Annotated in this window: 24 protein-coding genes; 22 read left to right on the top strand and 2 right to left on the bottom strand. The window is 38.9% G+C overall.

The annotated features are described in order from the left end of the window. The first annotated feature begins 39 nt into the window (after positions 1-39). The 13 genes from GNT69_RS05970 to GNT69_RS05910 all read left to right on the top strand — a co-directional run bounded on the left by GNT69_RS05970 (position 40) and on the right by GNT69_RS05910 (position 13448). Entirely contained in the window at positions 40-1626 is a 1587-nt protein-coding gene (locus GNT69_RS05970; protein ID WP_203554066.1) for an ATP-dependent acyl-CoA ligase, read from the top strand. Positions 1627-1656: 30 nt separating this feature from the next. Beyond that, positions 1657-3243, top strand: a complete 1587-nt coding sequence (locus GNT69_RS05965) for an AMP-binding protein (protein ID WP_203554065.1) — start codon at positions 1657-1659, stop codon at positions 3241-3243. Positions 3244-3362: 119 nt separating this feature from the next. Continuing rightward, positions 3363-3737: a Rieske (2Fe-2S) protein gene (locus GNT69_RS05960; RefSeq protein WP_203554064.1), complete on the top strand. Its 375-nt coding sequence runs from the start codon at positions 3363-3365 to the stop codon at positions 3735-3737. Between the two features lie 172 nt (positions 3738-3909). Next, complete coding sequence (locus GNT69_RS05955; RefSeq protein WP_203554063.1) at positions 3910-5040, top strand: amidohydrolase family protein; 1131 nt, start codon at positions 3910-3912, stop codon at positions 5038-5040. A gap of 172 nt (positions 5041-5212) precedes the next feature. Next, positions 5213-6268 carry a TRAP transporter substrate-binding protein gene (locus tag GNT69_RS05950; RefSeq protein ID WP_203554062.1) on the top strand — a complete coding sequence of 352 codons (1056 nt, stop codon included), beginning with the start codon at positions 5213-5215 and terminating at the stop codon, positions 6266-6268. A gap of 71 nt (positions 6269-6339) precedes the next feature. Then, entirely contained in the window at positions 6340-7401 is a 1062-nt protein-coding gene (locus tag GNT69_RS05945; RefSeq protein WP_203554061.1) for a TRAP transporter substrate-binding protein, read from the top strand. A 62-nt stretch (positions 7402-7463) separates the two neighbouring features. Beyond that, positions 7464-8006, top strand: coding sequence for a TRAP transporter small permease (locus GNT69_RS05940; RefSeq protein ID WP_203554060.1), 543 nt, complete (start codon positions 7464-7466; stop codon positions 8004-8006). Between the two features lie 69 nt (positions 8007-8075). After that, complete coding sequence (locus GNT69_RS05935) at positions 8076-9344, top strand: TRAP transporter large permease (protein ID WP_203554059.1); 1269 nt, start codon at positions 8076-8078, stop codon at positions 9342-9344. 57 nt (positions 9345-9401) lie between these two features. Continuing rightward, positions 9402-10469, top strand: a complete 1068-nt coding sequence (locus GNT69_RS05930) for a TRAP transporter substrate-binding protein (protein ID WP_203554058.1) — start codon at positions 9402-9404, stop codon at positions 10467-10469. A gap of 16 nt (positions 10470-10485) precedes the next feature. Beyond that, positions 10486-10899 carry a nuclear transport factor 2 family protein gene (locus tag GNT69_RS05925; RefSeq protein WP_203554057.1) on the top strand — a complete coding sequence of 138 codons (414 nt, stop codon included), beginning with the start codon at positions 10486-10488 and terminating at the stop codon, positions 10897-10899. Between the two features lie 102 nt (positions 10900-11001). After that, positions 11002-12558: an AMP-binding protein gene (locus GNT69_RS05920; RefSeq protein ID WP_203554056.1), complete on the top strand. Its 1557-nt coding sequence runs from the start codon at positions 11002-11004 to the stop codon at positions 12556-12558. Next, positions 12555-13010, top strand: coding sequence for an FAS1-like dehydratase domain-containing protein (locus GNT69_RS05915; protein WP_203554055.1), 456 nt, complete (start codon positions 12555-12557; stop codon positions 13008-13010). The genes GNT69_RS05920 and GNT69_RS05915 overlap by 4 nt, the downstream gene beginning before the upstream one ends. A gap of 30 nt (positions 13011-13040) precedes the next feature. Next, the gene (locus GNT69_RS05910; RefSeq protein ID WP_203554054.1) at positions 13041-13448 is read left to right on the top strand and encodes a hotdog family protein; all 408 of its coding nucleotides are present in this window, start codon (positions 13041-13043) and stop codon (positions 13446-13448) included. 128 nt (positions 13449-13576) lie between these two features. Here GNT69_RS05910 and GNT69_RS05905 read toward each other — a convergent pair whose 3' ends face one another. After that, a complete protein-coding gene (locus GNT69_RS05905) occupies positions 13577-14275 on the bottom strand; it encodes an EthD domain-containing protein (protein ID WP_203554053.1) in 699 nt (232 codons plus the stop codon). Positions 14276-14361: 86 nt separating this feature from the next. Beyond that, positions 14362-15312 (bottom strand): alpha/beta hydrolase, encoded by a 951-nt coding sequence (locus tag GNT69_RS05900; protein ID WP_203554052.1) that lies wholly within the window; start codon positions 15310-15312, stop codon positions 14362-14364. Between the two features lie 249 nt (positions 15313-15561). Here GNT69_RS05900 and GNT69_RS05895 point away from each other — a divergent pair, with 249 nt between their 5' ends. The 9 genes from GNT69_RS05895 to GNT69_RS05855 all read left to right on the top strand — a co-directional run bounded on the left by GNT69_RS05895 (position 15562) and on the right by GNT69_RS05855 (position 26342). Further along, positions 15562-16995: an aldehyde dehydrogenase family protein gene (locus GNT69_RS05895; RefSeq protein ID WP_203554852.1), complete on the top strand. Its 1434-nt coding sequence runs from the start codon at positions 15562-15564 to the stop codon at positions 16993-16995. Positions 16996-17033: 38 nt separating this feature from the next. Beyond that, a complete protein-coding gene (locus GNT69_RS05890) occupies positions 17034-18068 on the top strand; it encodes a zinc-binding dehydrogenase (protein ID WP_203554051.1) in 1035 nt (344 codons plus the stop codon). A 158-nt stretch (positions 18069-18226) separates the two neighbouring features. Continuing rightward, on the top strand, positions 18227-19297 hold the full coding sequence (locus tag GNT69_RS05885) for a phosphotransferase family protein (protein WP_239094078.1): 1071 nt from the start codon (positions 18227-18229) through the stop codon (positions 19295-19297). Between the two features lie 212 nt (positions 19298-19509). Then, the gene (locus GNT69_RS05880; RefSeq protein WP_203554050.1) at positions 19510-20112 is read left to right on the top strand and encodes a TetR/AcrR family transcriptional regulator; all 603 of its coding nucleotides are present in this window, start codon (positions 19510-19512) and stop codon (positions 20110-20112) included. Between the two features lie 291 nt (positions 20113-20403). Further along, positions 20404-21585 (top strand): iron-containing alcohol dehydrogenase, encoded by a 1182-nt coding sequence (locus GNT69_RS05875; RefSeq protein ID WP_203554049.1) that lies wholly within the window; start codon positions 20404-20406, stop codon positions 21583-21585. A 104-nt stretch (positions 21586-21689) separates the two neighbouring features. Then, positions 21690-23318 (top strand): acetate--CoA ligase, encoded by a 1629-nt coding sequence (locus GNT69_RS05870; RefSeq protein ID WP_203554048.1) that lies wholly within the window; start codon positions 21690-21692, stop codon positions 23316-23318. 40 nt (positions 23319-23358) lie between these two features. Beyond that, entirely contained in the window at positions 23359-24507 is a 1149-nt protein-coding gene (locus tag GNT69_RS05865; RefSeq protein ID WP_203554850.1) for an acyl-CoA dehydrogenase family protein, read from the top strand. Positions 24508-24885: 378 nt separating this feature from the next. Next, complete coding sequence (locus GNT69_RS05860; protein ID WP_203554047.1) at positions 24886-25509, top strand: TetR/AcrR family transcriptional regulator; 624 nt, start codon at positions 24886-24888, stop codon at positions 25507-25509. A gap of 56 nt (positions 25510-25565) precedes the next feature. Next, positions 25566-26342, top strand: coding sequence for an enoyl-CoA hydratase/isomerase family protein (locus GNT69_RS05855; RefSeq protein WP_203554046.1), 777 nt, complete (start codon positions 25566-25568; stop codon positions 26340-26342). Positions 26343-26407 lie beyond the last annotated feature (65 nt).

The following is a 26407-nucleotide window of genomic DNA, read 5'->3' as shown; positions in this document are numbered from 1 at the left end:
GATTGTTAGAAAGTTGTGTGTTGTAGGAGGAAGATAAAAATGTATGAGGGAATTCAAACATTCGGAAGAATTGTTGAACATCGTGCAAAGCAACAACCAAATGCAAGGTTTGTTCGATTTGCAAATGTAGATCTCACATATGAACAATTGCACAGGGAAGGAAACAAATTCGCAAATGTGATGCATACGTTAGGTCTTTCAAAAGGACAAACTTGTGCGGTAATGATGCCGAATAGCCCGGAGTTTCTTGCCACTTGGCTTGGGCTCGCTCGTCTAGGAGTCATCGAGGTGCCAATTAATACGGCGTATCGCGGAGATCTACTAACTTATATTTTGAATAAAGCCGAATGTCAAGCAATCGTGATTTCCTCACAATGGGTTGAGAGAATCGCGGCTATTTCTCAGGACATTCCCAACTTAAAACATGTTATTGTCGTAGGAGAAATGGAGCTGTCACCTTCTCAATCGATTTGCTATCATTCGTATGAAAACTTAATTGAAAAGGCAAGTATTGAACCGGTCGATGTTAAAATTACACCGTTTGATCCGTCATTAATCTTGTTTACTTCTGGAACAACAGGGCCCTCTAAAGGTGTGGTTTTAAGTCATCGAGCGAATTTTGCGCTCGCTGAAACATGTTGTGACCTAATGAACTATGGTCCCGACGATCGCCTGTTTACGGTATTTCCACTTTTTCACGTAAATGCAAGATATGCTACAATTTTACCAGCTTTGCTTGCAGGAAGTGATGTAGTGATGCATGAGCGTTTTTCAGCATCTAAGTTTTGGGATATTTGCCGAGCAGAACAAATTACGAGTTTTACTTATATGGGTTCATTATTAACGATGTTAATGAAACAGCCAGAACAGTCAGATGATGGAGATAACCCTGTGCGAATGATTCAGGGAGCACCGGTTCCTTTAGAAATATATGAAGACTTTGAAAAACGTTTCAATGTGAAAATCACTGAAGCATACGGCTCAACTGAGGTTGGCTTAGCAATGATTAATCGAGCTGAATCTTTCCGGAAAGGATCTTGTGGCAAGGCAGTCGCAACCTATGAAGTCGAAATTCATGATGAAAATGATCAACCTTGTCTTGTAGGTGAAGTTGGGGAAATTGTGGTCCGCCCGAAAGGTCCAGGTGTATTATTTTCCGGCTATTATGGGATGCCTGAAGCAACAGTTGAAACGTGGCGGAATCTTTGGTTCCATACCGGGGATCGTGGCCGTATGGATGAAGACGGTTATTTCTATTTTGTTGACCGGAAAAAAGATGTCATTCGAAGAAGGGGAGAGAATATCTCTTCATATGAAATAGAGCGTGTCATGAATACACATCCTAAAGTACAAGAGTCTGCCCTTGTTGGTGTTCCATCGGAGTTATCCGAAGAAGAAGTGCTAGCTGTTGTAAAATTACGCGAAGGAGAAGAGTTAAGCCCAGAAGAACTGTTAGACTTCTGCCAGCCTAGAATGGCTTATTTCGCAGTCCCTCGCTATATAAGATTTGTAAAGGAGTTTCCAAGAACACCTTCGCAACGTATTGAAAAGTATAAACTTCGTTCCGAAGGAATTACTCCTGATACTTGGGATCGTGAATTAATTGGCTATAAAGTTTATCGTTAAGTCGGTAAAGGAACGGAAAGGGATGAAATCATGTATAACGGAATTGAAACATTTGGAAAGATTGTTGAATACCGCGCGCAAGATAAAGCAAACGACCGAATTGTTCGTTTTGACGAACAGGACCTTACGTATGGACAACTTCACCGTAGTGGAAATAAAGTGGCAAATTTCATTGCTTCACTAGGATTGACAAAGGGACAAACTTGCGCTGTTATGCTTCCGAACAGTCCTGAGTTTTTAGCAACATGGTTAGGACTTTCACGTATCGGCGTAATTGAAGTTCCAATTAATACCGCCTTCAGGGGAGACTTGCTTACGTATATTCTCAATAAAGCAGAGTGTCAAGCCATTGTTGTCTCTTCTCAATGGGTGGACCGAATTAATCAAATTTCAGGAGAACTTACCCATCTTCGACACGTCATCGTTGTGGGGGATGACTATGTAATGATAGATGGAGTACTGAACTACCATTCGTATATAGACCTTTTTGACGAAGCGAGTGATGCTCCTGTTACTGTGAATGTGGAAGCTCAGGATACCGCCCTAATTCTATTTACATCGGGAACGACTGGACCTTCAAAAGGGGTGATTCTCAGTCATACAGCGACCTTTAGTGTGGCGAAAACAGCCTGTGAACTGATGAAGTACGGACCAGCTGATCGATTGTTTACGGCCTTTCCATTATTCCATGTAAACGCTCGTTATACATCGATTTTAGTCGCGCTTCTAGTGGGATGCGATGTGGTGATGCATAGCCGGTTTTCAGCATCACGATTCTGGGATATTATGAGAAAAGAGCAAGTGACGGCATTCAATTTTATGGGATCTCTTTTAACGATGCTCATGAAGCAGCCAGAGCGTCCGGATGATGGAGATAATCCAGTAAATAAGGCATTTGGGGCTCCAACACCAGTTGAAATTTACGAGGATTTTGAAAATCGATTCCAAGTCAAAATTTCTGAAGTATATGGTTCTACGGAATTAGGAACAGCTTTATATAATCCTGCAGATTCTTTTAAAAAAGGATCTTGTGGCTTTCCTGTTCCGGTTTATGAGGTCGAGATTCATGATGAAAATGACAACCCTTGTCCTCCTGGAGTAGCAGGTGAGATTGTCGTTCGGCCAAAGAAACCAAATATTCTCTTTTCGGGTTATTACGGGATGCCAGAAGCAACCGTTGAAGCGTGGAGAAATCTATGGTTTCATACTGGTGATACTGGGAAAATGGATGAAGATGGTTATTTCTATTTTCTCGATAGAAAGAAAGATGTTGTCCGCAGGAGGGGAGAAAATATTTCATCCTATGAGGTTGAACGTGTTATAAATGATCATCCGAACGTGTTCGAATCGGCGGTAATTGGAGTGCCCTCTGAGCTTTCAGAAGAAGAGGTAATGGCTGTGGTAATTGTTAAAGAGGGAGTAAACTTAAATCCCGAAGAATTACTAGATTTCTGTCAAGATCGAATGGCTTACTTTGCTGTTCCTAGATTTATTCGCTTTGTTCAAGAATTACCGAAAAACACATCTCAAAGAGTAGAGAAGTATAAGCTTCGCCAAGAAGGGATAACCGAAGATACATGGGATCGGGAAAGAGTCGGTTATGAGGTGAAGAGATAATTTTAGCAGAAAATATTTAATTAAAAATTCAAAATATTCATAATTGACTTAAAGTGTATCTACATTTATAATTTGGATTAAGTTATAGAAAATATTTTCAATTTAAAGGAGGTTTCATTTTGAAAGCGGATGTTAAAAATTTAGAAAGAAATGTCGTTTGTCAAAAAGATGATATGAAGCCAGGGGATAAGAAAGTCATCCAAGTGAGAAGAATGTCCATTTTAGTCATTCGTAAAGAAGACGGCTTTTATGCTGTTAGAAATGCGTGTCCCCACCAAGGAGCAGGTTTTGAAAAAGGAGTATTAAGAGGGGTAGCTACAGCGACTGACATAAAAGAAGTTAGCTATGAAAAACAAGGCGGTTATATTTATTGTCCATGGCATCATTGGAGTTTTGATGTAGAAAACGGATGTTCAATGCATGATCCAGAAAATACTAAAATTAAAACTTTTAATGTAAGTGTTGAGAATGATGAGGTTGTTGTTTACGCATAGAGTTTAGATTTTACCTAGAAAATTCAAACAAACATTCAATTCTTTTTTAAAAATCAAACAAACATTCAATTTTTTTAAAATCAAACAGTTGATTGTTTTAATTTTAAAAATCTTTTCCTTTAACACGGGAAAACGAACGAACCTCAAATTATTTAATAAAAAGGAGATCAAAATGAGTAAAACAATCGTAAAAAGCCAAATTCAATCCGCTGTTAATAGTAATGTCCTTCCAGTTATTGATTGTGATGTTCACCCTAATCCGAAAAGCTATGAAGAGCTAAATCCATATTTAAGTGATTATTGGCGTGATTTCTTAACAGATTGTAAATGGAAAGGCGTCTTCCCGGGAATCCCAATTATGGCGATTGTAGCGAATGCCGGTCATCGGATGGATAGCATTCCTCCAGAAGGTGGTCTCGGTTGTTCTTCATTAGACTTTTATCGGGAACAAGTAGCCGACAAATACAATTATGCAAATTCAATTCTTTTCCCAGATTCGACATTTATGTTATCAGCCTCTGCTCAGCATGAAATGGCTGCAGCAGTTGCATCTGCCTATAATGACTGGCAAATTGATACATGGTTGTCAAAAGACCCTAGTCTGCGAGGTTCAGTCGTTATTGCTTCTCAGGAACCAGAAGTTGCTGCAAGAGAAATTGATCGGGTCGGCAGTCATCCGCAAATGGCTCAAGTAGGATTATCTATTCATTCTCCGTACGGCGGCTGGGGAGATAAACGCTACCATCCAATTTGGGAAGCAGCCATCCGTAATAATCTTGTTTGTACATTCCATGTTTCCGTGCCAGGAGGTCTATTTAGACCAGGTCCAGTTCTAGGAAACTATTATCCTGAAGCGCAAACGAATAATGGATTAACTTATCAGGCACAGATTAATAGTATTGTTTTTGGTGGGGTTTTAGAAAAGTACCAAGATTTAAAACTGGTGTTTGTTGAAGGTGGCTTTGCTTATTTGCCGAACTTAATGTACACAATGGATACCCATTGGAGAAATCTAAAACGTGAAGTACCTTGGGTAAAACGTTCTCCTAGTCAGCAAATTCGTGAGCAAATGTGGTTTGGAACACAGCCGTTCATTGAACCGGAGCGTCACGAGGACGAAGAGCATATCATTCAGATCATTAAAATGATTGGCGAAGACAGAATTTTATTTGCAAGTGATTATCCACACTGGGAATTTGATGCCCCACATGCAGCTTTTGCTCGTATGCCAAAGGATCTTAAAGAAAAAATTCTTTATAAAAATGCAATGAAAGTATACGGATTGCCAGATCCAACAAAATAGATCAGTTGCTATTATCCTCTCATTCGTGACCTTGTTTGCACAATGGGAGGATAAACCTCTTTTAATATGGAAGAAAATCCATTTATTCTTACCTATTTATCTTCAGTTTCTAACAAATATTTGTTATAAACTTGGAAGCGCTTTCGGTTTTATACTTTGAGGAGGCAAGCCGTTGAAACATTTTCCATTAACAATCTTATTTGTTCTCATCTTATTTTTAGCAGCATGTCAAAATTCAAGTCCAGCTTCGCAAGACACAGCAAATTCTTCTGATGAACAGAATTATGTCCTAAAGTTGTCCCATGCTTATCCCACCACCTCTTTTGTACATACTTTCATGGAGTGGTTCAATGAAGAAGTACAAGAGCGAAGTGACGGGCGATTAGCAATTGATATTTATCCTAGTGCACAATTAATGCCACCTGATCAAGAAATGCCAGCTATCCTACAAGGACAAATTGAAATGAGTCACACACTTTCTCCAGTACTAGCGGGTTTTGACCCAATTTGGAATTTCTATGAAATGCCGTTTATCTTTGATTATGATCCAAACGATCCTACTGTATTTATTGAGAATAGAATTAAATTTAATCAAAGTGAAGATGGTGGCCAACAAATTATCAAAATGATGGAAGAAAAGGGGTTAAAGGTTCTTTCTCTTGGTTTTGTTGATATGTTTGGTTCTGTTTATACGACTGATACTGACAACTTGGTGACCGGACCAGAAAGCGCAAAAGGATTAAAATTGAGAACCCCGGGAGGAATTATTGGCCCAGAAACGGCAAAAGCAATAGGCGCAAGCAGTGTGACCATTGCTGGTACTGAACTTGTGACCGCTTTGCAGCAAAAAGTTGTCGATGGGTTATTAACGACCCCTATCTATGCAAATGATGCGCAACTACCAATTGAAACATTAACAGTCGTGCCATTGTTCAACACGGTCACTCCGCTTATTATCTCCTTAGATAAGTTTGAATCATTACCAGAGGATCTTCAAAAAATCCTCGTTCAAACAGGAAAGGACTTGGAAGAATATGGTAGAGAAATGGTCCTTGAAAAAGCGAAAACAGCTTTCTCAACTTTAGAAGATAAAGGGGTTGAAATCTACTACCCGACTGATGAGGAAATTGAACATTGGAAAGAATCGACAAAACCCGCTAGAGATGTCTTTGAACAGCAGGTTAACGGCGGAAAAGAACTTTTAAAAGCTTTAGAAGAATTGGAATAATGATTCCTAATATAAATGTTTAATAGCCGATACTTCTAATCATTTAGTTAACAGAATTGGGGGAGTTTAAGTTGCGAAGGATTACACTCATATTCAGTCTTTTATTTGTTCTTATTTTAACTGCTTGTGGAAATGAATCAACTACGAATCAATCAACTAGCGATGATCGGTCTACAGAACCATCTGGTCAAGAGGAATATGTTTTAAAGCTGGCTCATGGTTATCCGACGACATCGTTTATGCATACATTTATCGAGTGGTTTAGTGATGAAGTTCAAAAGCGAAGTGACGGACGATTATCAATTGATATTTATCCGAGCGGCCAGTTGATGCCAGTCGATCAAGAAATGCCGGCTATCTTGCAAGGTCAAATTGATATGAGTCACTCTACTTCACCGGTCCTTACTAGTTTTGACCCGATTTGGAACTTCTATGAACTTCCATTCATCTTTAATTATGATCCAAAAGATCCTTCTGTCTTTTTAGAAGAGCGAATGGCTTTTAATAAAAGTGAAAATGGTGGCCAAGTTTTTGCAAAAAGGATGGAAGAAAAGGGTTTGAAAATCTTATCTTTTGGATTTGTTGATATGTTTGGTTCTGTTTATACAACAGATGTAGCCAATTTAGTCACTGGTCCTGATAGTGCGAAAGGATTGAAACTCAGAACACCGGGCGGAATGATTGGGCCGGAAACAGCAAAAGCGGTTGGCGCTAGCAGCGTCACGATTGCAGGTGCGGAAGTAGTGACCGCTTTACAACAAAATACGGTTGACGGTTTATTAACGACACCAATTTACGCTTCACAAGCAAAATTGCCGGTTAGCTCTTTTTCCGTTGTTCCTTTGTTTAATAGTGTGACACCTTTGGTGATTTCTACTAATAAATTTGAATCGTTGCCTGAGGATCTTCAGCAAATCCTTATGGAAGCAGGAGCAGATTTAGAGCAATATATTATGGAGCAAGTATTCGCAGAAGCGACGAAAGCATATGCAGACCTCGAGAGCCAAGGGGTGGAAATCTACTATCCAAGTGAAGAAGAGATTGATGAATGGGAAGAAGCAACAAAACCTGTGAGACAGGTATTTGAGGATCAAGTTGAAGGTGGAGCAGAGCTTTTAGAAGCACTGAAATAATGGGGAAAACGAGTTCAATAGATTTCTATTGAACTCGGAATCTTCTAAGAGGGGTGAATAATATGGATAAATTAAAAAAACTTGATTCTGCTACTAAGTATCTTGATAAAAGTCTAGAAACGACCGCTCTCGTTTGTTTAGGAATTAGTGTTATCGGAGCTGTGATTAATGTCTTTTTACGCTATGTGCTTGATATGTCTTATCAGATTATTGAAGAAATATGTCGATATGCAATTATATATGGTGCTTTTTTATATGTAGGTCCTCTTATTAAAAAAGGCGAGCATCTTAAAATGGATATTTTACAAGGGATTCTTAAGGGGAAATCAAAATTAACCAATCAATTAATTATTAGTATTCTCTTATTGGCAGCATTTGTTTATTTAAGCTGGTCGAGTATTGCATGGACGATGTCCTTATTTAGTTTAAAAGTGACAACAGTTTCAGGAATCATGTTAATGTTTATACCCGCACTCGCAATCCCAATCGGGATGATTTTAGGAGCCTTTTATTCTTTGTTACAACTTATTCAGGACATTTATAAATTTCGCTCCTACAAATCAAATGATTGTGAAACTCCAGCTGCGGTGAAAACGGGGTCTTAAGTTGAGAGGCTTGAGTATTAATGAACTATTATAATTCAGGGGAATCTCTAGCGAAAGGGGCGAAATAAAATGTTTGCGATTGGCTTGCTTATTTTTGTTGTATTACTTGTGATTGGGGCGCCAATTTGGCTTGCCTTAGGAGCAAGCGGAGGATATTGGGTATTGGTACAAATGGGACTTCCGCTGGAAAGTGTTGCTTCGCAATATTTTATTGCAACGGACCAGTGGATTTTATTGGCTGTTCCTTATTTCCTGCTTGCTGGGAATTTGATGACGTATATGGGACCGGCAAGCAGGATGTTTCGTTTTATTAATAATCTTGTCGGACATCTTCCAGGAGGGATGCCTGCCGCTGTTGTCGTTACGGCAGCGATTTTTGGGGCGCTTTCTGGTTCTTCCGTGGCTACGGTCGTTGCAGTAGGATCGATGGCAATCCCACAAATGATTAAGATGGGCTATACAAAAGAAAATAGTTTTGGGGTTCTAGCCGCTTCAGGTACGTTAGGGCAAATGATCCCACCGAGTATTTTTATGATTTTATTTGCTGCTTCCACACAGCTTGACCCAGGAGCTCTGTTTTTGGCTGGAATTGTACCAGGTGCATTTATGGCCCTTGTATTAGTTCTTGTAGCAGTCATTGTTGGTATTAAAGATAAAAAAGAACGACCAAAACGAGCGAGTTTTACCGAAATAGGTAGTTCGTTTTTACAAGCATTTCCGTCCCTGTTAATGCCAGTCGTAATATTGGGCGGGATTTATGGAGGAGTGTTCACTCCTACAGAAGCTGCAGCGATCGCAGTTGTATATGTCCTTGTTATTAGCTTTTTATTTAATCGCAGTGATTTCACACTTGCTAATTTTAAAAAGAGTTTTCTTCATACAATGGTAACGACTTCAATTATTTATATTTTATTAGGCGGAGCAAAATTGTTTTCGACAGCGATGACCTATATTCAAGTTCCGCAAAAAATTACTGAATTTGCTATAAGCTTAGCTGTGGCGGATTGGGTGATCATGTTAATTATTGTTTTGGTCTTCCTAATTTTCGGGATGTTTTTGGACGCAATTCCGATTCTTTATATTACATTGCCGATTTTATATCCAGTCGTCCTTTCTTTAGGATATGATCCGATTCATTTTGCGATTATTACCGTTGGAGCTTTAATGATTGGTCAGATTACTCCGCCGGTTGGTTCTTGTTTATATGCAATTAGCGGACATTTTAAAGAAAGCATGGGGGTTGTTGTTAAAGGAACAAATCCATATTTAATTGGTTTGGTTTTAGGAACACTTGTCTTGATTTATATTCCATGGTTAAGTTTGTTTTTGTTCCAATAATGATTGCTGAATATTAAGAAGTAGCTAATCGGTTACGATAAATTTGGAGGGTTGATCTTGAAGAAAGTTTCTTTATTCCTCGTTATCTTGCTCGTTTTGTTTATGAGTGCTTGTGGAAACAGTACGAGCTCAACAGAGAGAGGCAATACAGATGCTGCAGCATCAAATGAGTCCAATGAAAAATATGTATTAAAATTGGCTCACGGTTTCTCGACAACCCATTTTATGCACACGTTTATGGAATGGTTCAATAATGAAGTACAGGAGAGAAGTGATGGTCGCCTTTCCATCGAAATCTTTCCAAGTGCGCAGTTAATGCCAGTTGACCAAGAGCTCCCTAGTTTAATCCAAGGGCAAATTGATATGGTCCACAGCAGTTCCCCAGTCCTTACTAGTTTTGACCCGATTTGGAATTTCTTTGAGCTCCCTTTCATCTTTGATTATGACCCAAATGATCCCCTTGTTTATTTAAATAATCGTGCCCAGTTTAACAGCCATGAAAAAGGCGGTCAGCACATCGCTAATATAATGGATGAAAAAGGGGTGAAGGTACTCGCAATTGGCTATATTGATACTTTTGGTTCGATTTTTACGAACGATAAATTAGTGACGGATGCAGAAAGTTCTAAGGGGTTAAGGATTCGAACACCTGGTGGCATCATCACCCCTGAAACGCTTAAAGCAATAGGTGCGAGCTCTGTGACAATTTCTGGTGCAGAAGCGATACCCGCTCTTCAGCAAGGGATGCTAGATGGGTTGTTGACGACACCGATGTATGCGTATGATGCTAAGTTGCCGGTGAATAAATACACGGTTGCCCCATTATTTAACCCTGTTACACCAGTGTTAATTTCAAAGAATAAATTTGAATCACTGCCAAAGGATCTTCAAGAAATTTTAGTAGAGACAGGCAAGGATTATGAAAAATATGTTAAAGAAACAATCGTACAATCGCTTCAAGAGCAGATACCAAAATTAGAGAGTGAAATGGGAGTTGAAATTTACTATCCTACGGAAGAAGAAATTGCCTCCCTGAAAGAAGCGACAAAAACTTCTTGGGATCTTTTTGAAAAGGGAGTGGAAGGCGGCAAGGAATTAATTGACGCTCTTCAGGAAATCCAGTGAAAAAGGAGTTTTTAAAATGAAGTCAGAAGAGAAATTAGCGGTTCACGAATTATTATATCGAGCTGCCTATGGTTATGATTCCCATAATGTCGAAATGTTGACTGAATGTTTTGTAGAAAACGCCGTGATGACGTTGCGTGTTGGCGCTGGGGATTTAATTGGTCCTTATGATGGTCAAGAAGCAATCGTAAATTTTATGAAACGGGCGATGAAAAAGCAAACAGATAAACGTTTACACCAAATCTCAAATATCTTTTTTGAAAATGAAGGAGAAGATGAGGCAACTACATTGTCCAGTTTGACGTTATTTGCAACAGAGAACGGGGTTTGTCAACTCCTTTCCACAGGCATTTATCGTGATGAAGTCGTTAAAGTCGATGGGCGTTGGCGCATATCAAAACGGCATCTTGATATTGAGTTGCCAGTTTAAGGGTATTTTGCATGCGACATTTAGATTTGGAACACACATTTTATGCTTTCGAACCAATTACTTTATGATTATCAATCTCAACAAGGGGGGAGGAGTCTATTGGTGAATATTGGGGAAATCCCAGCAAAATATGCAAAGCTCGATCCTAATAGGCAAGCATTAATTGATATCCCAAATGACCGCCGGATGAATTATGGTACTTTGGACGACCGTGTTAGACGAGTAGCAAATGGATATATGAATGATTTGGCACTTAAAAAAGGTGATCGTGTTGCAGTTATTTCAAAAAATAGCATTGAATATATCGAAAATTACTTTGCCTGTGCAAGAGTAGGATTAATTATTCAGCCGCTCAATTGGCGTTTAGGAACAACTGAATTAAGCCGAATTTTAAAAGATGCAAAACCATCCGTTCTGATTAGCTCGGATGATTTTCATGAGGTTCAACAAGAACTGAAGGAACATGTTGAAATTAATCATTGGCTCGAGTATGGGAAAAAGGGCGATGGATCGTATGAGCGGCTTCTAGAATCCGCTTCAAATGAAGAACCCCCACAATCAGCAGCTGTAGGTGATGAAGATCCAATGCTCATTCTTTACACGGGAGGAACAACAGGGGAATCAAAAGGGGCATTACATACCCATAAAAGTTTTTATGCCGGGATGCTCAATCAAACTGTTGCTGAGCGCATTGTTCCTAGTGATGTTTATATGCTCACAGGACAAATGTTCCATATTCCAATTGTTCTAGCAATCAACTATATGGCACATGGCTGCCCGCTTGTATTAATTAATTTTGAGGCGAAATTAGCGCTGGAAGTCATTGAACAAGAACGTGTGTCTGCCTTTTTGGGCATCACGACGATGCTCAATTGGATGATGTCTGTCGCTGGTTTTGAAAAATATGACCTTTCAAGTCTTCGAAACATTCAATATGGGGGCGGACCGATGGGGATGAAAGTCGTTAAAGCAGCGCTTGAAGCTTTCCCATGTACATTAATCCAAAGTTTTGGTCAGACAGAAGGAATGGGGATGACTTTTCTTTCCCAAGAAGACCATTTAAAAGCGGTCCAAGGAATTCATCCTGAACGATTATCTTCCTGTGGCCGGGAGGCATTTGGTACATCGCTTCAAATTGTCGACTATGATGGGAATCCAGTTCCTAAGGATGGCAAGTCAGCTGGAGAAATTATCGTGAAATCAGATGCGAATATGATTGGCTATTGGCAAAGACCGGAACTTACAGAAAAAACGCTTAGAAATGGCTGGTTATACACGGGGGATATTGCGACTTGGGATGAGGACGGCTATGTATTTATTGTTGACCGTGCTAAAGACATGATTATTTCCGGCGGCGAAAATATTTACAGCACCCAGGTAGAAAATGCAATCTATCAGCATGACGCGGTATTAGAAGTTGCTGTTTTCGGTGTTCCTGATGAAGAATGGGGCGAGTTAGTCAAGGCTGCTGTTGTATTGAAGCCGGGAAGAACAGCGACCGAGGAGGAAATTATTGAGACTGCGAAAAAACATCTTGCCTCTTACCAAAAGCCACGCTCTGTTGTATTTGTCGACAGTCTGCCAAAATCACCAACTAGTAAAATTCTTAAACGTGAATTAAGGGAGCAACATCAGCATAAACGGGGGAAGATGGTATGAGTGAATTATTAACAAACGATTTGTTAGCAAATATTGGTCGTTCTGCTCCTCCTAGAAGAGAAATTGTCACTCGTCGCGATATTAGAAAATACGCGATTGCCACCGGGCAACGCAAACAGAAATACTTAAATGGTGACGAGGCACCATCAATGTTCCATGTATCGTTGTTTTGGGATGTCGTTGAAATGAATCAGTTAAGCACTGACGGTGTTTCGATTGACCCTTTGCTGCCGGAATTTCCTTTAAAGAAAGCGATGGCTGGCGGTTTGAAAATTGAGTATTTCAAACGCATTGTCCCCGGTGACTGGTTAACCGCAACGCGGACATTAACCAATATTTACGAAAAGCAAGGATCGAAAGGGTCGCTAATTTTTTATGAAACAACGATGGATGTGGTCAATGATTCTGGTGAAAAGGTGTTAAAGGAAGTAACGACGAGAATTTTCCGTTAGAATCAATGTTTCTTTTAGGGGGTGCACTCAATGTTGAAAAAAACACAAATGAGAGTAGGAGATACCTTGCCACAGCGTGAGTTTAAACCAGACCATGTTCAATTATTTCTATATAATGCCGTTTTATTTAATGCCCATCGCATTCATTTTGACTATGAATATACGACTCAGGTTGAAAAATATCCTGATCTCGTTGTGCCAGGCCCTTTAATCGGGGATTGGCTCAATCAGTGTGTCAATGATTGGCTGGAGGAAGAAGGACATTTAGTTTCCATCGAGTATTCCAATCGAATAGCGGCTTATGTGGGGGAAACACTTTATTCAGGCGGGGAGATAACCCTATATAATGAAGAAACTGGTGAAACGTCAATTGAATTATATGTAAAAAATGAAGCGGGTGAAGTCATCGCACCTGGAGTGGCGGTTGTTTATGTGTAGGGTTAAATACTTATTACTGGAACCTTGGCAAATAAAGTTCTTTAACAGAATCCATCTAAAATACAAATAACATAAAACGGAGAAGGAAAGAACCTTTCTCCGTTTTTGTTATGCTTGTGTTTTCTATCCTAAGGCTGAATTTGTATTTCATAAGTGAAAAATGTATCCACATGTCCGACCATCTTCTTTTCATCGGCCACGACGACTTCATCGTTCACATGCCCATCCTGCCAACGTTCAAAAGCTTGAAGATCATCAAAGTATATTTCTGCAAAACCATTGTACCCTAGTGGGGATTCCCCGTTTGGGTAGGCATCGTACTGGATATGATTCTGAACATAACGATTGCAATATTTCCACCACGGTCTTTCCATGACCAATAGGCTATGATGATTAGCCCAGTAATCATGAAATTCATCAATCTTCATCTTTGGTGACTTTTTTATAAATGAGATTCTTTTGATCTTACTTCTTTGTTTCCAGTCTGGCAGTGCATATTGTTCAAGTTCATTTGTAAACAGGCGGATGAGCTTTTTCCCATCAACTAATTTCCTTGTATCTTCAGCGACAACGCTTAGTTCGGGCAATTGTGTCCATTCTTTAAAACTTTCAATATGATCAAGCCAAAAATGAGCGACACCGTCAAAGGGTGGTTGCTTGTCTTTATGCAATGCATGATAAGTATGAGATTGTACGTATTTTCGCATATATTGATACCAAGAAGGAGTACTCATCGCAATCTTTGCATGTTCGTTTTGCCAATGGTTATGAAACTCTTGGATGGATATGTTATGATTCTTCATCAAAATTGTTGAAACTTTTATCAAACGAACTCCTCCTTATCCATAGAAAAGAGGCTGTTTAAGGTCAAAGGATCTTAACAGCCTCGGTGGTAAATCGTTTAAACAAAGGATTAAACAGACGCTGAAAATTCTTTCTTCAATGCGTTCGTAATCCTGTTCATTGCATCTTTTGCATCATCCATGATGACAGGCATCCAGAAGAAACCATGAATTTGCCCATCATATCGAACAAGCTCTACTGGGACACCAGCCTCTTTTAATTTAGCTGCATAGTCTTCGCCTTCATCTCGTAAAACATCGTATTCGCATGTAATGACAAGGGCAGGTGGAAGACCTGAAAGATCTTTTGCAAGAATCGGAGAAGCATATGGATTCAATTTCTCTTCATCATTATTAAAATACTGATCTGCGAACCAACGCATCGCCGTTGTTTCTAAATAAAACCCTTTGCCATTCTCTAAATAGGACTTTGTGCTGAAGGAGAAATCAGTTACTCCGTATAATATAATTTGGTAGGCAATACTAGGGCCGCCACGATCTTTAGCCATTAATGGTATAACAGCGGCCAAGTTTCCACCAGCACTATCACCACACGTAGCAATACGATTTGGATCCCCATTATAGTTTGAAATATTCTCAGATACCCATTTTGTAGCAGCATAACAATCTTCAATTCCTACAGGGAATTTATGCTCAGGAGCAAGACGATAATCTACAGAAACAACCAAACATTCGGTAGAATTTGCGAGCGAACGACAAATTGGATCAACAATTTCTAAATCACCTAGTACCCAGCCGCCACCGTGGAAAAAGACAATGACTGGTAGTGGACCTTGTGCTTCAGGTGTGTATAAACGCAATGTAATATCATCCCCATCAACAGGAATTTTTACATCTTCAACCTTTGCTACTTCTTGCACTTCTCCACGTAAATCTTTGTAAAAGGCTAACAGCCCATCACGGTTTTCTTGAACAGACATTTCTTCAATTTTTGGAATACCTGATGCAAAGGCTTCGTTAACTTGATCTACTAGTTTTTTTACTGCTGGTTGTAATGTCATCCTTCTTTCCTCCTAACAAAAAATATTAATATTCATCTAAATTATAATCTCTTTAATGAACTATTGCAACAATATTTAAAAAATTCTAAATATTTTCAAATACCTGTTTGATATTTGGTTAATTATAGATATAATAGGGTTATCTTCCATGTCTTTACTTAAGAAAAAATACGAGGAGGAGAAGTCTGAGTGACTACATTGATTTCATTAAACAAGAAAGCAGTAGAGTTTACTTCTAAACCATTGAAAATGTTTATTGGTGGCAAGTGGGTAGATGCAATCTCTGGAAAAAGAACAGAGATTCGCAATCCGGCAAACGGCGAGTTGCTTACAACTGTGGCTGAAGGGGACAAGGAGGATGTTGAACTTGCGGTAAGAGCAGCAAGAAAGGCCTTTGAAGAAGGTCCTTGGCCAAAGATGAAACCAAATGAGCGTGCTAGACTTATATTAAAATTGGCAGACTTAATTGAAGAAAATGCTGAGGAACTAGCACACTTAGATACGCTTGATTATGGCCAGCCAGTATCGTTAACAACTGGTTTTGCTGCTGCGGCCGCAGATAATTTCCGTTATTATGCAGGCTGGTGTACGAAAGTTACGGGTGAAACGATTCCTTCTTCCACTCCAGGAGATATTTTCAACTATACGCTTCGTGAACCAATCGGAGTATGTGCCGGGATTGTTCCATGGAATGCGCCGTTAATGAATGCAATCATGAAGGTTTCTGCACCACTTGCAGTTGGAAATACAGTGATTGTTAAACCTTCTGAAGAAACACCAATTAGTTTATTAAGATTTGCTGAACTTGTTCAAGAAGCAGGTTTTCCTGATGGAGTAGTAAACATTATCACCGGTTACGGGCAAACCGTCGGTGCAGCACTCGCTTCTCATACAGATGTAGATAAAATTGCATTTACAGGATCGACGATTACTGGTAGAGAGATTGTTAGAAATAGTGCAACGAATATTAAAAAAGTTACCCTAGAGTTAGGCGGAAAATCTGCTCATATTATTTTCGCCGATGCAAATTATGAACAGGCTCTTGCAAACGCTGCCAATTCAATCTTCTTTAATTCGGGGCAAGTATGTTTTGCCGGATCAAGATTATTTATCGAGGATAAGATTTATGATCGCTTCCTCGCTGATTTAGCTGAATATTCGAATAATTATAAGGTTGGAAATGGTTTTGATAAAGATACAGTGATTGGTCCACTTATTTCGGCAAAACAGAAAGAACGCGTGTTAAATTACTTGGATATTGGTCAAAGCGAAGGCGCGGAGATGGTTATTGGCGGTAATGCAACTGAAGCAGAACTTGTCAATGGACATTTTGTAAAACCGACTGTTCTTGCCAATGTCAATAATGAGATGAGAATTTCCCGAGAAGAAATTTTCGGTCCAGTTGTAGGTGCGATGCCGTTTAACGATATTGACGAAGTGATCAAACAAGCGAACGATACGGTTTACGGTTTAGGTGGGGGAATTTGTACTACCGACCTCCGCAAAGCACATAAAGTGGCACGCGCATTGCGAACAGGAAATGTTTGGATTAATACTTACAATATTGTTGAACCGGGCTCTCCGTTCGGTGGCTATAAGCAAAGTGGACTTGGCAGAGAGAATGGCGCTGCTTCCATCGATGCCTACACAGAAATTAAGAATGTATGGGTAAATCTAGACTAATTTTTCGGAATATTATGACTTTTTGGGGGGGATAATAAATGAAAGCTTTAGTTTTAGAAGATGTTTATAAATTGGTATTAACCGATGTCCCAGATCCAACAACCGATAAAGATGGGGTCATCGTTAAAGTACAAGCGAATGGTGTTTGCCGCAGCGATTGGCATGTTTGGGCTGGTGAGCTTGCATCTGGTTCAAATGTATTAGGTCATGAATTAACCGGAATCATTGAAGAGGTAGGAAGCGAAGTGAAAAACTTCAAAAAAGGCGATCGCGTCATTGTCCCGATTACTGGAAGTGAAGGCTCTTGTCCTCATTGTTTAAAAGGAAATGTCCATCTATGTGAGTCTCCTGATATTCCAGGATTCACTTATTCCGGGGGTTTTGGTGAATATGTCCCTGTTCCGCATGCGGATCGAAATCTTGTTCATTTACCAGAAGAAGTCGGGTTTACGGAAGGGGCTGCACTAGGTTGCCGTGTAATGACTTCTTATCATGGAATTGTTGATATTGCGAAAGTTCGCCCTGGTGAAACGGTTGTTGTGTATGGATGTGGTGGAATTGGGCTGTCAGCGATCCATATTGCCAATTCATTGGGCGCACATGTAATCGGTGTTGATATTAATGATGCAAATCTAGCTTTAGCTAAGGAAATGGGGGCAATCCACACAATAAACAGCAAAAACGTAAATCCGATTGAAGCTGTCCAAGACCTAACGGGTGGTGGAGCAAATGTTTCTGTTGACGCTTTAGGAATTGCTCAAACATGTGTTAATGCTATTCATAGTTTGAGAAAAGGCGGAAGACATTTACAAATTGGAGTTACTTCAAAAGCTGAATCTGGTTTTATTTCGATTCCAATCGATGAAATGCTTATGAAAGGAATCCATATGTACACGACTTTAGGTCTTCCGGTTCATCGTTTTGATACACTTCTTGCATCTGTAGCTAGAGGGGATTTACAACCAGGGAGAATGGTTTCAGGTGAGATTTCTCTTGCTGATGTTAATCGCGTATTTGAAGACATGAAGAATTTCTCAAATACAGGAACGTATGTTATTACAAATTTCTCCTAATCTTTGGGGTGATTGTATGAGGATGAGTGAAGCCTTGCTTCATTCGTCCTTTTTAAGTGCTAACTTTTCTGAATATTTTAAATATAATATTGAAAATTAAGCGAATTGCGTTTATAATAAAATCAAACAAACGTTAGATTTTTTAGGAGGAGAATCGCTTGAATAAACTAAATGACAATCAAACGGTTCCTGTTCGAAAGGGCGAGGATTTTGATCGTAAAGCAATGCGAAACTATTTGGCGGAAAATCTACCAGATTTCCCGAATGAAGAACTCAAAGTAGAACAATTTAATACTGGTTTTTCGAACTTAACTTACTTTATTCGCAGTGGGGATTGGGAAGCGGTTATGCGTCGACCGCCTGCAGGGCCATTGCCACCAAAAGCACATGATATGAAACGAGAATCAGACTTATTATCGAGATTACATCCCGTTTTCCCACTTGTTCCAAAACCATATCTTTTTTGCGAAGACACTGAGGTAATTGGAGTGCCGTTCTATGTAATGGAACGAAAACAGGGAGTGGTTTTAAATGACAAGTTTCCCACTGGATTTACAGCGACGAATGAACTTCGAATCGGAATTTCAAACGAAGTAGTTGACGCACTAGCGAAGCTGCATACTGTTGATTATGAAAAGGTCGATTTAGCAAAATTCGGACGTCCGAATGGATTTATCGAAAGACAAGTACAAGGTTGGACGAATCGTTACATGAAATATAAGACCGATGATATTTTATATGTAGATGAACTCGCTAAATGGCTAAATTCAAATATTCCTGAATCTCAATACGCTAGTCTGATTCATAATGACTATAAATTAAACAATATGTTGTTTTCTCCAGATTTCACGAAAGTCGAAGCGATATTGGATTGGGAAATAGCAACCGTAGCTGACCCATTTTTTGACTTAGGAGGAGCTTTAGCCTATTGGTTAGAACCAGATGATCCAGATTATCTTAAAGAAAGTCTGCCAACCGTCACGACAGAGCCGGGATTTTTAAAACGGAGTGAGTTTATTCAAAAGTATGCCATTCAAACAGGATTTGAGATTCCTCCTATGAATTTTTATATTGCTTTTATGTATTTTAAATTGGCAGTAGCGCTTCAGCAAATTTATTATCGATTCAAAGTAGGCCAGACAGATGACCAGCGGTTTGCAGGCTTTATTGTAAGAGTAAGAAATCTTATGCGATCTGCATATGAAGTCGCACAAACTGAAAAATATTAACGAAGAAGTACATTAAAATTTTAATGATAATAGGTTGAAAAATAACAACTTTACCCCATCAGTATAAGGTTTAACTTTCTAAAACGTAAAAAGTATAGGACAGATGATTTTTCAACCAATCGTCTGTTTAAAAAGCAAAGCTTTTTAGATATACTAAAGGTAAAATGAGAATGTATAGATATACACTGATGGAAGGTAAGGGGGATAAGTTTATGGCAAAACCAAATTTTAAAAAAACGAATAAATCAATTCAAAAATTTAATAAAATTGTTGATGCAGCAGCAAAAATCTTCCGGGAAAAAGGATATAAAGTGGCGACACTAGAGGATATAGCTAATGAAGTCGGTATGCTCAAAGGAAGTCTTTATTACTATATTGATAAAAAAGAGGACTTATTATATGCCGTTGTTGAACGTCCTCTCCTTGAAATGACGGAAAATTTAAAAGCGATTGTCTATTCGGATGATCCAGCTGCGGCTAAATTAGAGAAGGCCTTAAAAAATCATATTAAAGGCTTTGAAAACTATCAAAGTGAATTATTTGTGTGGATTTCGATTGAATGGTTTAAGTCGGAATTTGGTGGAGATATAGCTACCTTAGGAGATGAGTATGACCGTCTTTTCCGAAAAATAATTATAGAAGGTATAGAAAGCGGAGAATTCCGAAGCGATCTAGATCCAAAATTGATGACCTTTGCTGTTTTCGGTGTCTACAATTATATGCAGCGCTGGTATTCACCTGATAATGAATATTCCTTTGATGACATTTCAAATCAATTTCATTCTTTTGTTTTGCAAGGGATTCATGGTAAGTGATGCTCCTTTTTAAGAAAATTCATCGATTTTATGCAGAAAGAATAGTAATTGTTAGAGTTTCTTTTTTGCAGTGAAATTTCATTCCGGAATTTCACTGTTTTTCTATTCGTTTAATGAGATTCATCATCCATATATTTAAAGATTTTTTATAATAGAGGGTATGACTTTAATGATAATTAAAAATATTCTAAAAATTATATACAAAGGAGATTTTTTTGTATATAATTTAAAACAAACATTGGTTTGAATAATAGGGATAGTAAATGCATTTGAATTGAAAGGGGTAGCAAAATGATTTATCAATATTTACCCGTTGAACGAATTCATTACGGTATTAATTGTGTCAAAGAGCAGCTTGTTAATGAGATTGTAAAATCAAATGGGAAGCGGTTATTAGTAGTTACGACTAACAGTATGTTAAAAACAAATGCATATAAAAAGTTGATCGATGATCTTAAAGCGAACGATTTTGAACTATATGTTACCTGCTCAAAGCAGCATGTGCCTGGTAGCGTTTTAATGGAAGACATTCATGATATTCGTCAGTTTAATCCGGACTTTATCATTAGCTGTGGGGGCGGTAGTCCAATCGATGCTGCGAAAATTCTTTCTCTCGTTTTAGCTGAAGGAGTTCAGTCTGAGGAGGAATTATATCCTTATTCTGAAAATGTAAGAGAAAAAACACCAAAAATGGAAAGTTTCCTTCCTCATATCGCCATTCCTACAACACTGTCCGCATCCGAGTTCACCAGCATAGCTGGCACGACGAATGAGAAGGACCATGTAAAATATAAATTTTCTCATTTAAATATGACTCCAGCTTTCGTGTTTTTGGATCCTGTATTTACAACTGAGACTCCTGAATGGTTGTGGATTTCAACAGGCATCCGTGCCGTCGACCATGCTGTAGAGACATTGTATACTCCAGTTCCGAATCCAGTAAACACTAGCTTAGCTTTACAAGCGTTAAAAAAGCTCTATCTTTCTTTACCCGAATCAAAAAAGGATCCTACGAATTTAGAAGCGCGTCTTGAATGTCAAATCGGAGCGTGGCTATCATTATTTTCTGTCGTTAATATAAAACTAGGATTATCTCATAGTATTGGACATCAACTTGGCGCAACTTATAATATTCCGCACGGGATGACTTCAGCTATCATGTTGCCGCATGTGATGAAGTTTCTTTCGCCACGAACAATTGCTGAACAAGCACAAATTACCGAGGTTTTAGGCTTTAGTCAAGGAAATGGCAAAGAAACAGAAAATGCTAGTATGGCGTCAACATTAATTAAAGGTCTCATACAGAATTTAGAAATCCCACACCGGTTAAGAGACTTTGATGTTTCTAAAGATAGCATCCCCACCGTTGTAAAGAATATTTTAGTAGATATTCATGGGGAAGAAAATTCATTCGTTTTAAACACCGATGATTTACATACTCAGATTACTGCTCTTTTGGAGGAGGCGTGGTAGGTAACAAATGAAAAAAAATGGTTGGTGTATTCGTTTGACATCTTGAAAGCGCTTATATAGGGGATAGGGCATATATTTTTCATATTAAAACGAGGTGAATTGAAATGAATTATAAAGAATTAGTAGACGGATTTTCTTGGGAGAAAGTGATAAAAACTTTTGACTGGGACGTATCGGAAAAATTTAATATGGGACATGAATGTTGTGATCGCTGGGCTGATGATCCAAATCGAGTTGCAATTTATTGGGAAGACGCCGAAGGAAACACCGATATTTGGACATACGAAAGATTGAAAGAAAAATCAAACCGGATGGCAAACGCCCTTCGTTCTCTTGGAGTAAAGAAAGGTGATCGTGTAGCTGGGCTGCTCGGCAAAGATATGGAACTTATTGTTTCAGTTCTGGCAACGTGGAAAGTCGGTGCCGTTTATGTGCCAATGTTTACCGCCTTCGAACAAGAAGCAATTAAATATCGTTTAACCGATTGCGACTGCAAAATCATGGTGACGAATCGTGAACAAGCAAATAAATTAAAAAATGTATCTATTCCTAGTGAACTGCTTTTGATTGATGATTTAAGGAAAAATGGGGAGACATTTTGGGAATTTATCGATTCATTTTCTGACAAGCATGAAACCGAATCAACAGATATCATGGATCCATGTGTGATTCAATATACTTCTGGATCGACTGGGATGCCTAAAGGGGCGGTTTGGTCTCACAAAATCTTACTTAGTTCTAATCCTTATGTTCGCTACGGAATCGGGGTTGAAGATGACGATCTCATGTTTGGTGGGGCAGATTTAGGCTGGGCTTTCGGTTTAATTAACTGTACCTTTGTGCCGTTAAGTTATGGGATTAAACTCCTCGTTTACAAAGGTTCTTTTGATGTGGAAAAGGTGTATTCTTTATTGGAAAAATACGAAGTTACAAACTTTGCATATGCGCCTACCGCCTATCGCCTGATGATGACATATGGTCAAGAGCTCGCGAAAAAGTATAAAATTAAAGTGAAGAAATTTAGCAGTGCGGGTGAACCATTAAATGCGGAAGTTGTCCGTTTCTTTAAAGATACGTTTGGCAGAGCAATTTATGATCACTATGGTTGTACGGAAACAGGAATGATTGTTGATAATTTTAATGTGACTAACATGGATATCAAACCAGGCTCCATGGGATTGCCATCTCCTGGTTTTAATATTGCTTTAGTGGATGAGGATGGAAATCCTGTAGCTAAAGGTGAGGTTGGACAAATCGCTGTCGATACAACAGGATTCCCATACTTTTTCCTTGGATATTGGAAAAATCCTGAGAAAACCGAAGAAAAAATGAAGGGGAAATGGTTGTTAACTGGAGATCTCGCTAGTCAAGATGAAGATGGATATTTTTGGTTTGAGGGCCGTGCCGATGATATTATTTCTAGTGCTGGTTACCGAATTGGACCATTTGAGGTCGAAAGCAGTCTAATTGAACATCCTGCAGTGGCAGAAGCAGCTGTCGTTGGAAAACCAGATCCGACAAAAGGAGAGATTGTTAAAGCCTATGTGGTGCTAAAACCAACTTATCAGCCCTCTGATGAATTAGCGAATGAGCTGAGTCTGTTTGTGAAAACTAAATTATCAAAGCATCAATATCCGAGAGAAGTCGAATTTACGGACAGCCTCCCGAAAACACCTAGTGGAAAAATTCAGCGCTTTATTTTAAAACGAAATGAACAAGCTGCTAAGCAGTAAAGGAATGCTCAGGATAGAAAGATTGAAAGGCTTGATCAATATGCAAACGTCGATAAGGACGGAAGACCATGATTTGTTTCGAAAGTCACTCCGGAAAATGCTTGAAAAAGAGGCATTTCCCTTTTATCAAGACTGGGAAAGGGCAAGAGAAATCCCGAGTGACTTTTGGTTAAAGCTAGGTGAGAATGGATATCTCTGTCCCTGGATTGCCGAAGAGGACGGTGGACTTGGTTTAGACTTTTCTTTTTCGAAAATTTTAATTGAGGAATTGGAACGAGTCGGTCAAGGGGTAAGTAGCAGTGTCAGCCTACATTCAGAAATCGCAAGTCCGTATCTTGCTGCCTTAGGTACAGACGAACAGAAACAGCGTTGGCTACCGGGGTGTTTAAGTGGTGAAAAGATTACGGCAATTGCTATGACAGAACCTGGGACTGGGTCAGATTTAGCAGGAATTAAAACGAGTGCTCGTCTTGAAGGTGACCATTATATAGTAAACGGCGAAAAAACATTTATTACAAATGGCAATCGCGCAGATCTTGCGATTGTCGTTTGTAGAACGGATCAAAAACCGGCTAAGCCACATCAAGGAATTAGCTTGCTTGTCGTTGAAGACGGGACGAAAGGCTTTAAAAAAGGGAAGAATCTCGAGAAAATAGGTATGCATAGCGGGGATACGGGCGAACTAATATTTGAAGATGCGGTCGTACCGGTTGGCAATTTACTCGGGGAAGAAGGAAAAGGCTTTTATTATCTGATGCAGCAGTTGCAACAGGAACGGCTTGTTGTTGCAATTCAATGCCAAATTGAAGCTGAGGAAATGTTGCGATTAACGATTGATTATGTGAAGCAGCGTCAAGCGTTTGGTCAATCGATTAGCAAGTTTCAAAATACGCAATTTAAGATTGCCGAAATGGCGACCGAAATTGAACTTGGCAAAACGTTTGTGAACCAGTTGACGCTCCGCCATGTTCATGGGGAAAATATCGTAAAAGAAGTGTCGATGGCAAAATATTGGATAAGTGAAATGGCAAAACGAGTAGCTAGTGAGTGTCTTCAGCTCCATGGCGGATATGGTTTTATGGAAGAATATGAGATTGCTAGGCGTTTCCGTGATATTCAAGTGACAAGTCTTTATGCAGGGACTTCCGAAATTATGAAAACGATTATCGCTAAACAACTAGATTTATAGCACATAAAAAATCATTAATTAACGAGTGTCTCTAAATAGTAACCTATTAACCGCGATGAAAGAGAACCTCCTGTTGCTTCTTATGGCAACAGGAGATGTTTGCGTTGGGAGAAAAAATCGAGTAATAAAGGCGATTAATAAGGTGACAAACCCCTATTTACAGGCGGTTAAAAATTCACTAATTGCGTAAATTAACTCTTAATTCAAAAATTGAATTAAGATTCAAAAAAATACTTGTAATTCAAAAAATAAGCTGATACAGTAAAGAAGAAGTAATAATCAGAAAATTTTAAAACATCAAACTACTGCGATATTCCATAATTTCTTATGAATCCTAGCTTATGTCATTAAACACTAAACTGCAGGGGATTTCTGGAATTGGGAGGTGATTTTATCAAACTCTCGGAGAAAAAAGCATTAAGAAAAAAGGAACAAATACTTAGTTCCGCGATTGGAATAATAAACCAAAAAGGGTATAACGGCGCAACAATGGAAGATATTGCTGCGGAGTTATTAATGACGAAGGGGTCATTGTACTATTATTTTAAAAATAAAAGTGACTTAATGTACCAATGTCATCGGTTTGTACTCACTCAAGCGATTAATGAACTTGAAGAGATTTTAAATGGAGGAGGATCAGTCAAAGAGATTCTCTTTAAAATGGTCACCACTCATATTGAGTATGTGATTGAAGAAAAGGAAACGTTCAAAATCAGTATTGAACCAAAATTATTCTCAAATCTAGAACAATTTGAGCATATGCGGAAACTCCGGAAAAATTATGAAGGCCTCTTTGATCAGCTTATTTTACGAGGTATTCAAAGTGGTGAATTTTTTGTCAAAGAACCATCAACCGCGAAAATGTTCATACTTGGTGGCATGAACTGGGTTCAACAATGGTACCAGTCAAATGGGCGCTTAGCGAAGGAAGAAATCATCCAATTATACTGTGACTATATTCTTAAATTATTATGTAACGACCGAGATGGACCATTATGTTGAGTGTTGGTGTATGTTTCCGATGATTAAACGATTAGATAGGGAAAAGGGTGTTTGTATTGAGTAAATTAGTCGAAGTTCAAGTGGAAAATAAAATTGGTTACATTTGTATGAACCGCCCAGATAAATTAAACGCATTATCAGGAGAACTAATGGATGAAGTAATCTCAGCTTTAGATCAGCATGCCAAAAACCCTGAGGTTCGAGTCATCATTATATCTGGAGCTGGTAAGGCATTTTGCGCTGGCGGAGACATTCAATCGATGCAACAGCATACAAGTGTAATTGAAACAGCTAAATGGATGGAGAATGGTTCTGAGCTGACGAAAAAAATCCTTAATCTTGATAAATACGTTGTTGCAGCTGTTCATGGCTATGCAGCTGGAGCAGGGTTTAGTTTAGCTTTGGCTTGTGACTTTGTTGTCGCTAATCAGGATGCGAAATTTGCTTTAAGCTTCACGAATATAGGCTTGATTCCTGATTTAGGGTTGGTTAAAGCATTAACCGAAAGGGTTTCGGCACCATTGGCAAAAGAATGGATTTCCTCAGGGAAAGTTGTCGGAGCGAAAGAAGCACAAGCTTTAGGATTGATTAATCAACTTGCAGAAGGTGATGTTGTAGATGCGGCTGTAAATTTTGCGAAATTTATCGTAGACGGTCCAATGGTTGCTAATCATTATGTAAAATACCTCGTTAATCATGCAAATAATCTACAAGCAGATGAAGCGATTATGCAAGAAAATACGATGCAAACGATCCTGCTTCAAAGCGAGGATCATAAAGAGGGGGTAGCCGCTTTCTTCGAAAAACGGAAACCTGAGTTTAAAGGAATTTAAGACGCTATTCAAGGGAGAGAGCGAATCTAAGTTGTAGCCTAAAAGATAGATTGATGTCATCAAGG

Source organism: Bacillus sp. B15-48 (assembly GCF_016879755.1).
Lineage (GTDB): Bacteria > Bacillota > Bacilli > Bacillales > Cytobacillaceae > Mesobacillus_B.
This window is presented reverse-complemented; position numbering and strand designations above follow the sequence as displayed.

What these genes read in the sequence shown, in the direction of transcription:
- GNT69_RS05970 (WP_203554066.1), top strand. Translation starts at nt 40, where the DNA reads ATGTATGAGGGAATTCAAACATTCGGAAGAATTGTTGAACATCGTGCA.
- GNT69_RS05965 (WP_203554065.1), top strand. Translation starts at nt 1,657, where the DNA reads ATGTATAACGGAATTGAAACATTTGGAAAGATTGTTGAATACCGCGCG.
- GNT69_RS05955 (WP_203554063.1), top strand. Translation starts at nt 3,910, where the DNA reads ATGAGTAAAACAATCGTAAAAAGCCAAATTCAATCCGCTGTTAATAGT.
- GNT69_RS05940 (WP_203554060.1), top strand. Translation starts at nt 7,464, where the DNA reads ATGGATAAATTAAAAAAACTTGATTCTGCTACTAAGTATCTTGATAAA.
- GNT69_RS05935 (WP_203554059.1), top strand. Translation starts at nt 8,076, where the DNA reads ATGTTTGCGATTGGCTTGCTTATTTTTGTTGTATTACTTGTGATTGGG.
- GNT69_RS05925 (WP_203554057.1), top strand. Translation starts at nt 10,486, where the DNA reads ATGAAGTCAGAAGAGAAATTAGCGGTTCACGAATTATTATATCGAGCT.
- GNT69_RS05915 (WP_203554055.1), top strand. Translation starts at nt 12,555, where the DNA reads ATGAGTGAATTATTAACAAACGATTTGTTAGCAAATATTGGTCGTTCT.
- GNT69_RS05910 (WP_203554054.1), top strand. Translation starts at nt 13,041, where the DNA reads ATGTTGAAAAAAACACAAATGAGAGTAGGAGATACCTTGCCACAGCGT.
- GNT69_RS05900 (WP_203554052.1), bottom strand. Translation starts at nt 15,312, where the DNA reads ATGACATTACAACCAGCAGTAAAAAAACTAGTAGATCAAGTTAACGAA.
- GNT69_RS05895 (WP_203554852.1), top strand. Translation starts at nt 15,562, where the DNA reads ATGTTTATTGGTGGCAAGTGGGTAGATGCAATCTCTGGAAAAAGAACA.
- GNT69_RS05890 (WP_203554051.1), top strand. Translation starts at nt 17,034, where the DNA reads ATGAAAGCTTTAGTTTTAGAAGATGTTTATAAATTGGTATTAACCGAT.
- GNT69_RS05880 (WP_203554050.1), top strand. Translation starts at nt 19,510, where the DNA reads ATGGCAAAACCAAATTTTAAAAAAACGAATAAATCAATTCAAAAATTT.
- GNT69_RS05875 (WP_203554049.1), top strand. Translation starts at nt 20,404, where the DNA reads ATGATTTATCAATATTTACCCGTTGAACGAATTCATTACGGTATTAAT.
- GNT69_RS05870 (WP_203554048.1), top strand. Translation starts at nt 21,690, where the DNA reads ATGAATTATAAAGAATTAGTAGACGGATTTTCTTGGGAGAAAGTGATA.
- GNT69_RS05865 (WP_203554850.1), top strand. Translation starts at nt 23,359, where the DNA reads ATGCAAACGTCGATAAGGACGGAAGACCATGATTTGTTTCGAAAGTCA.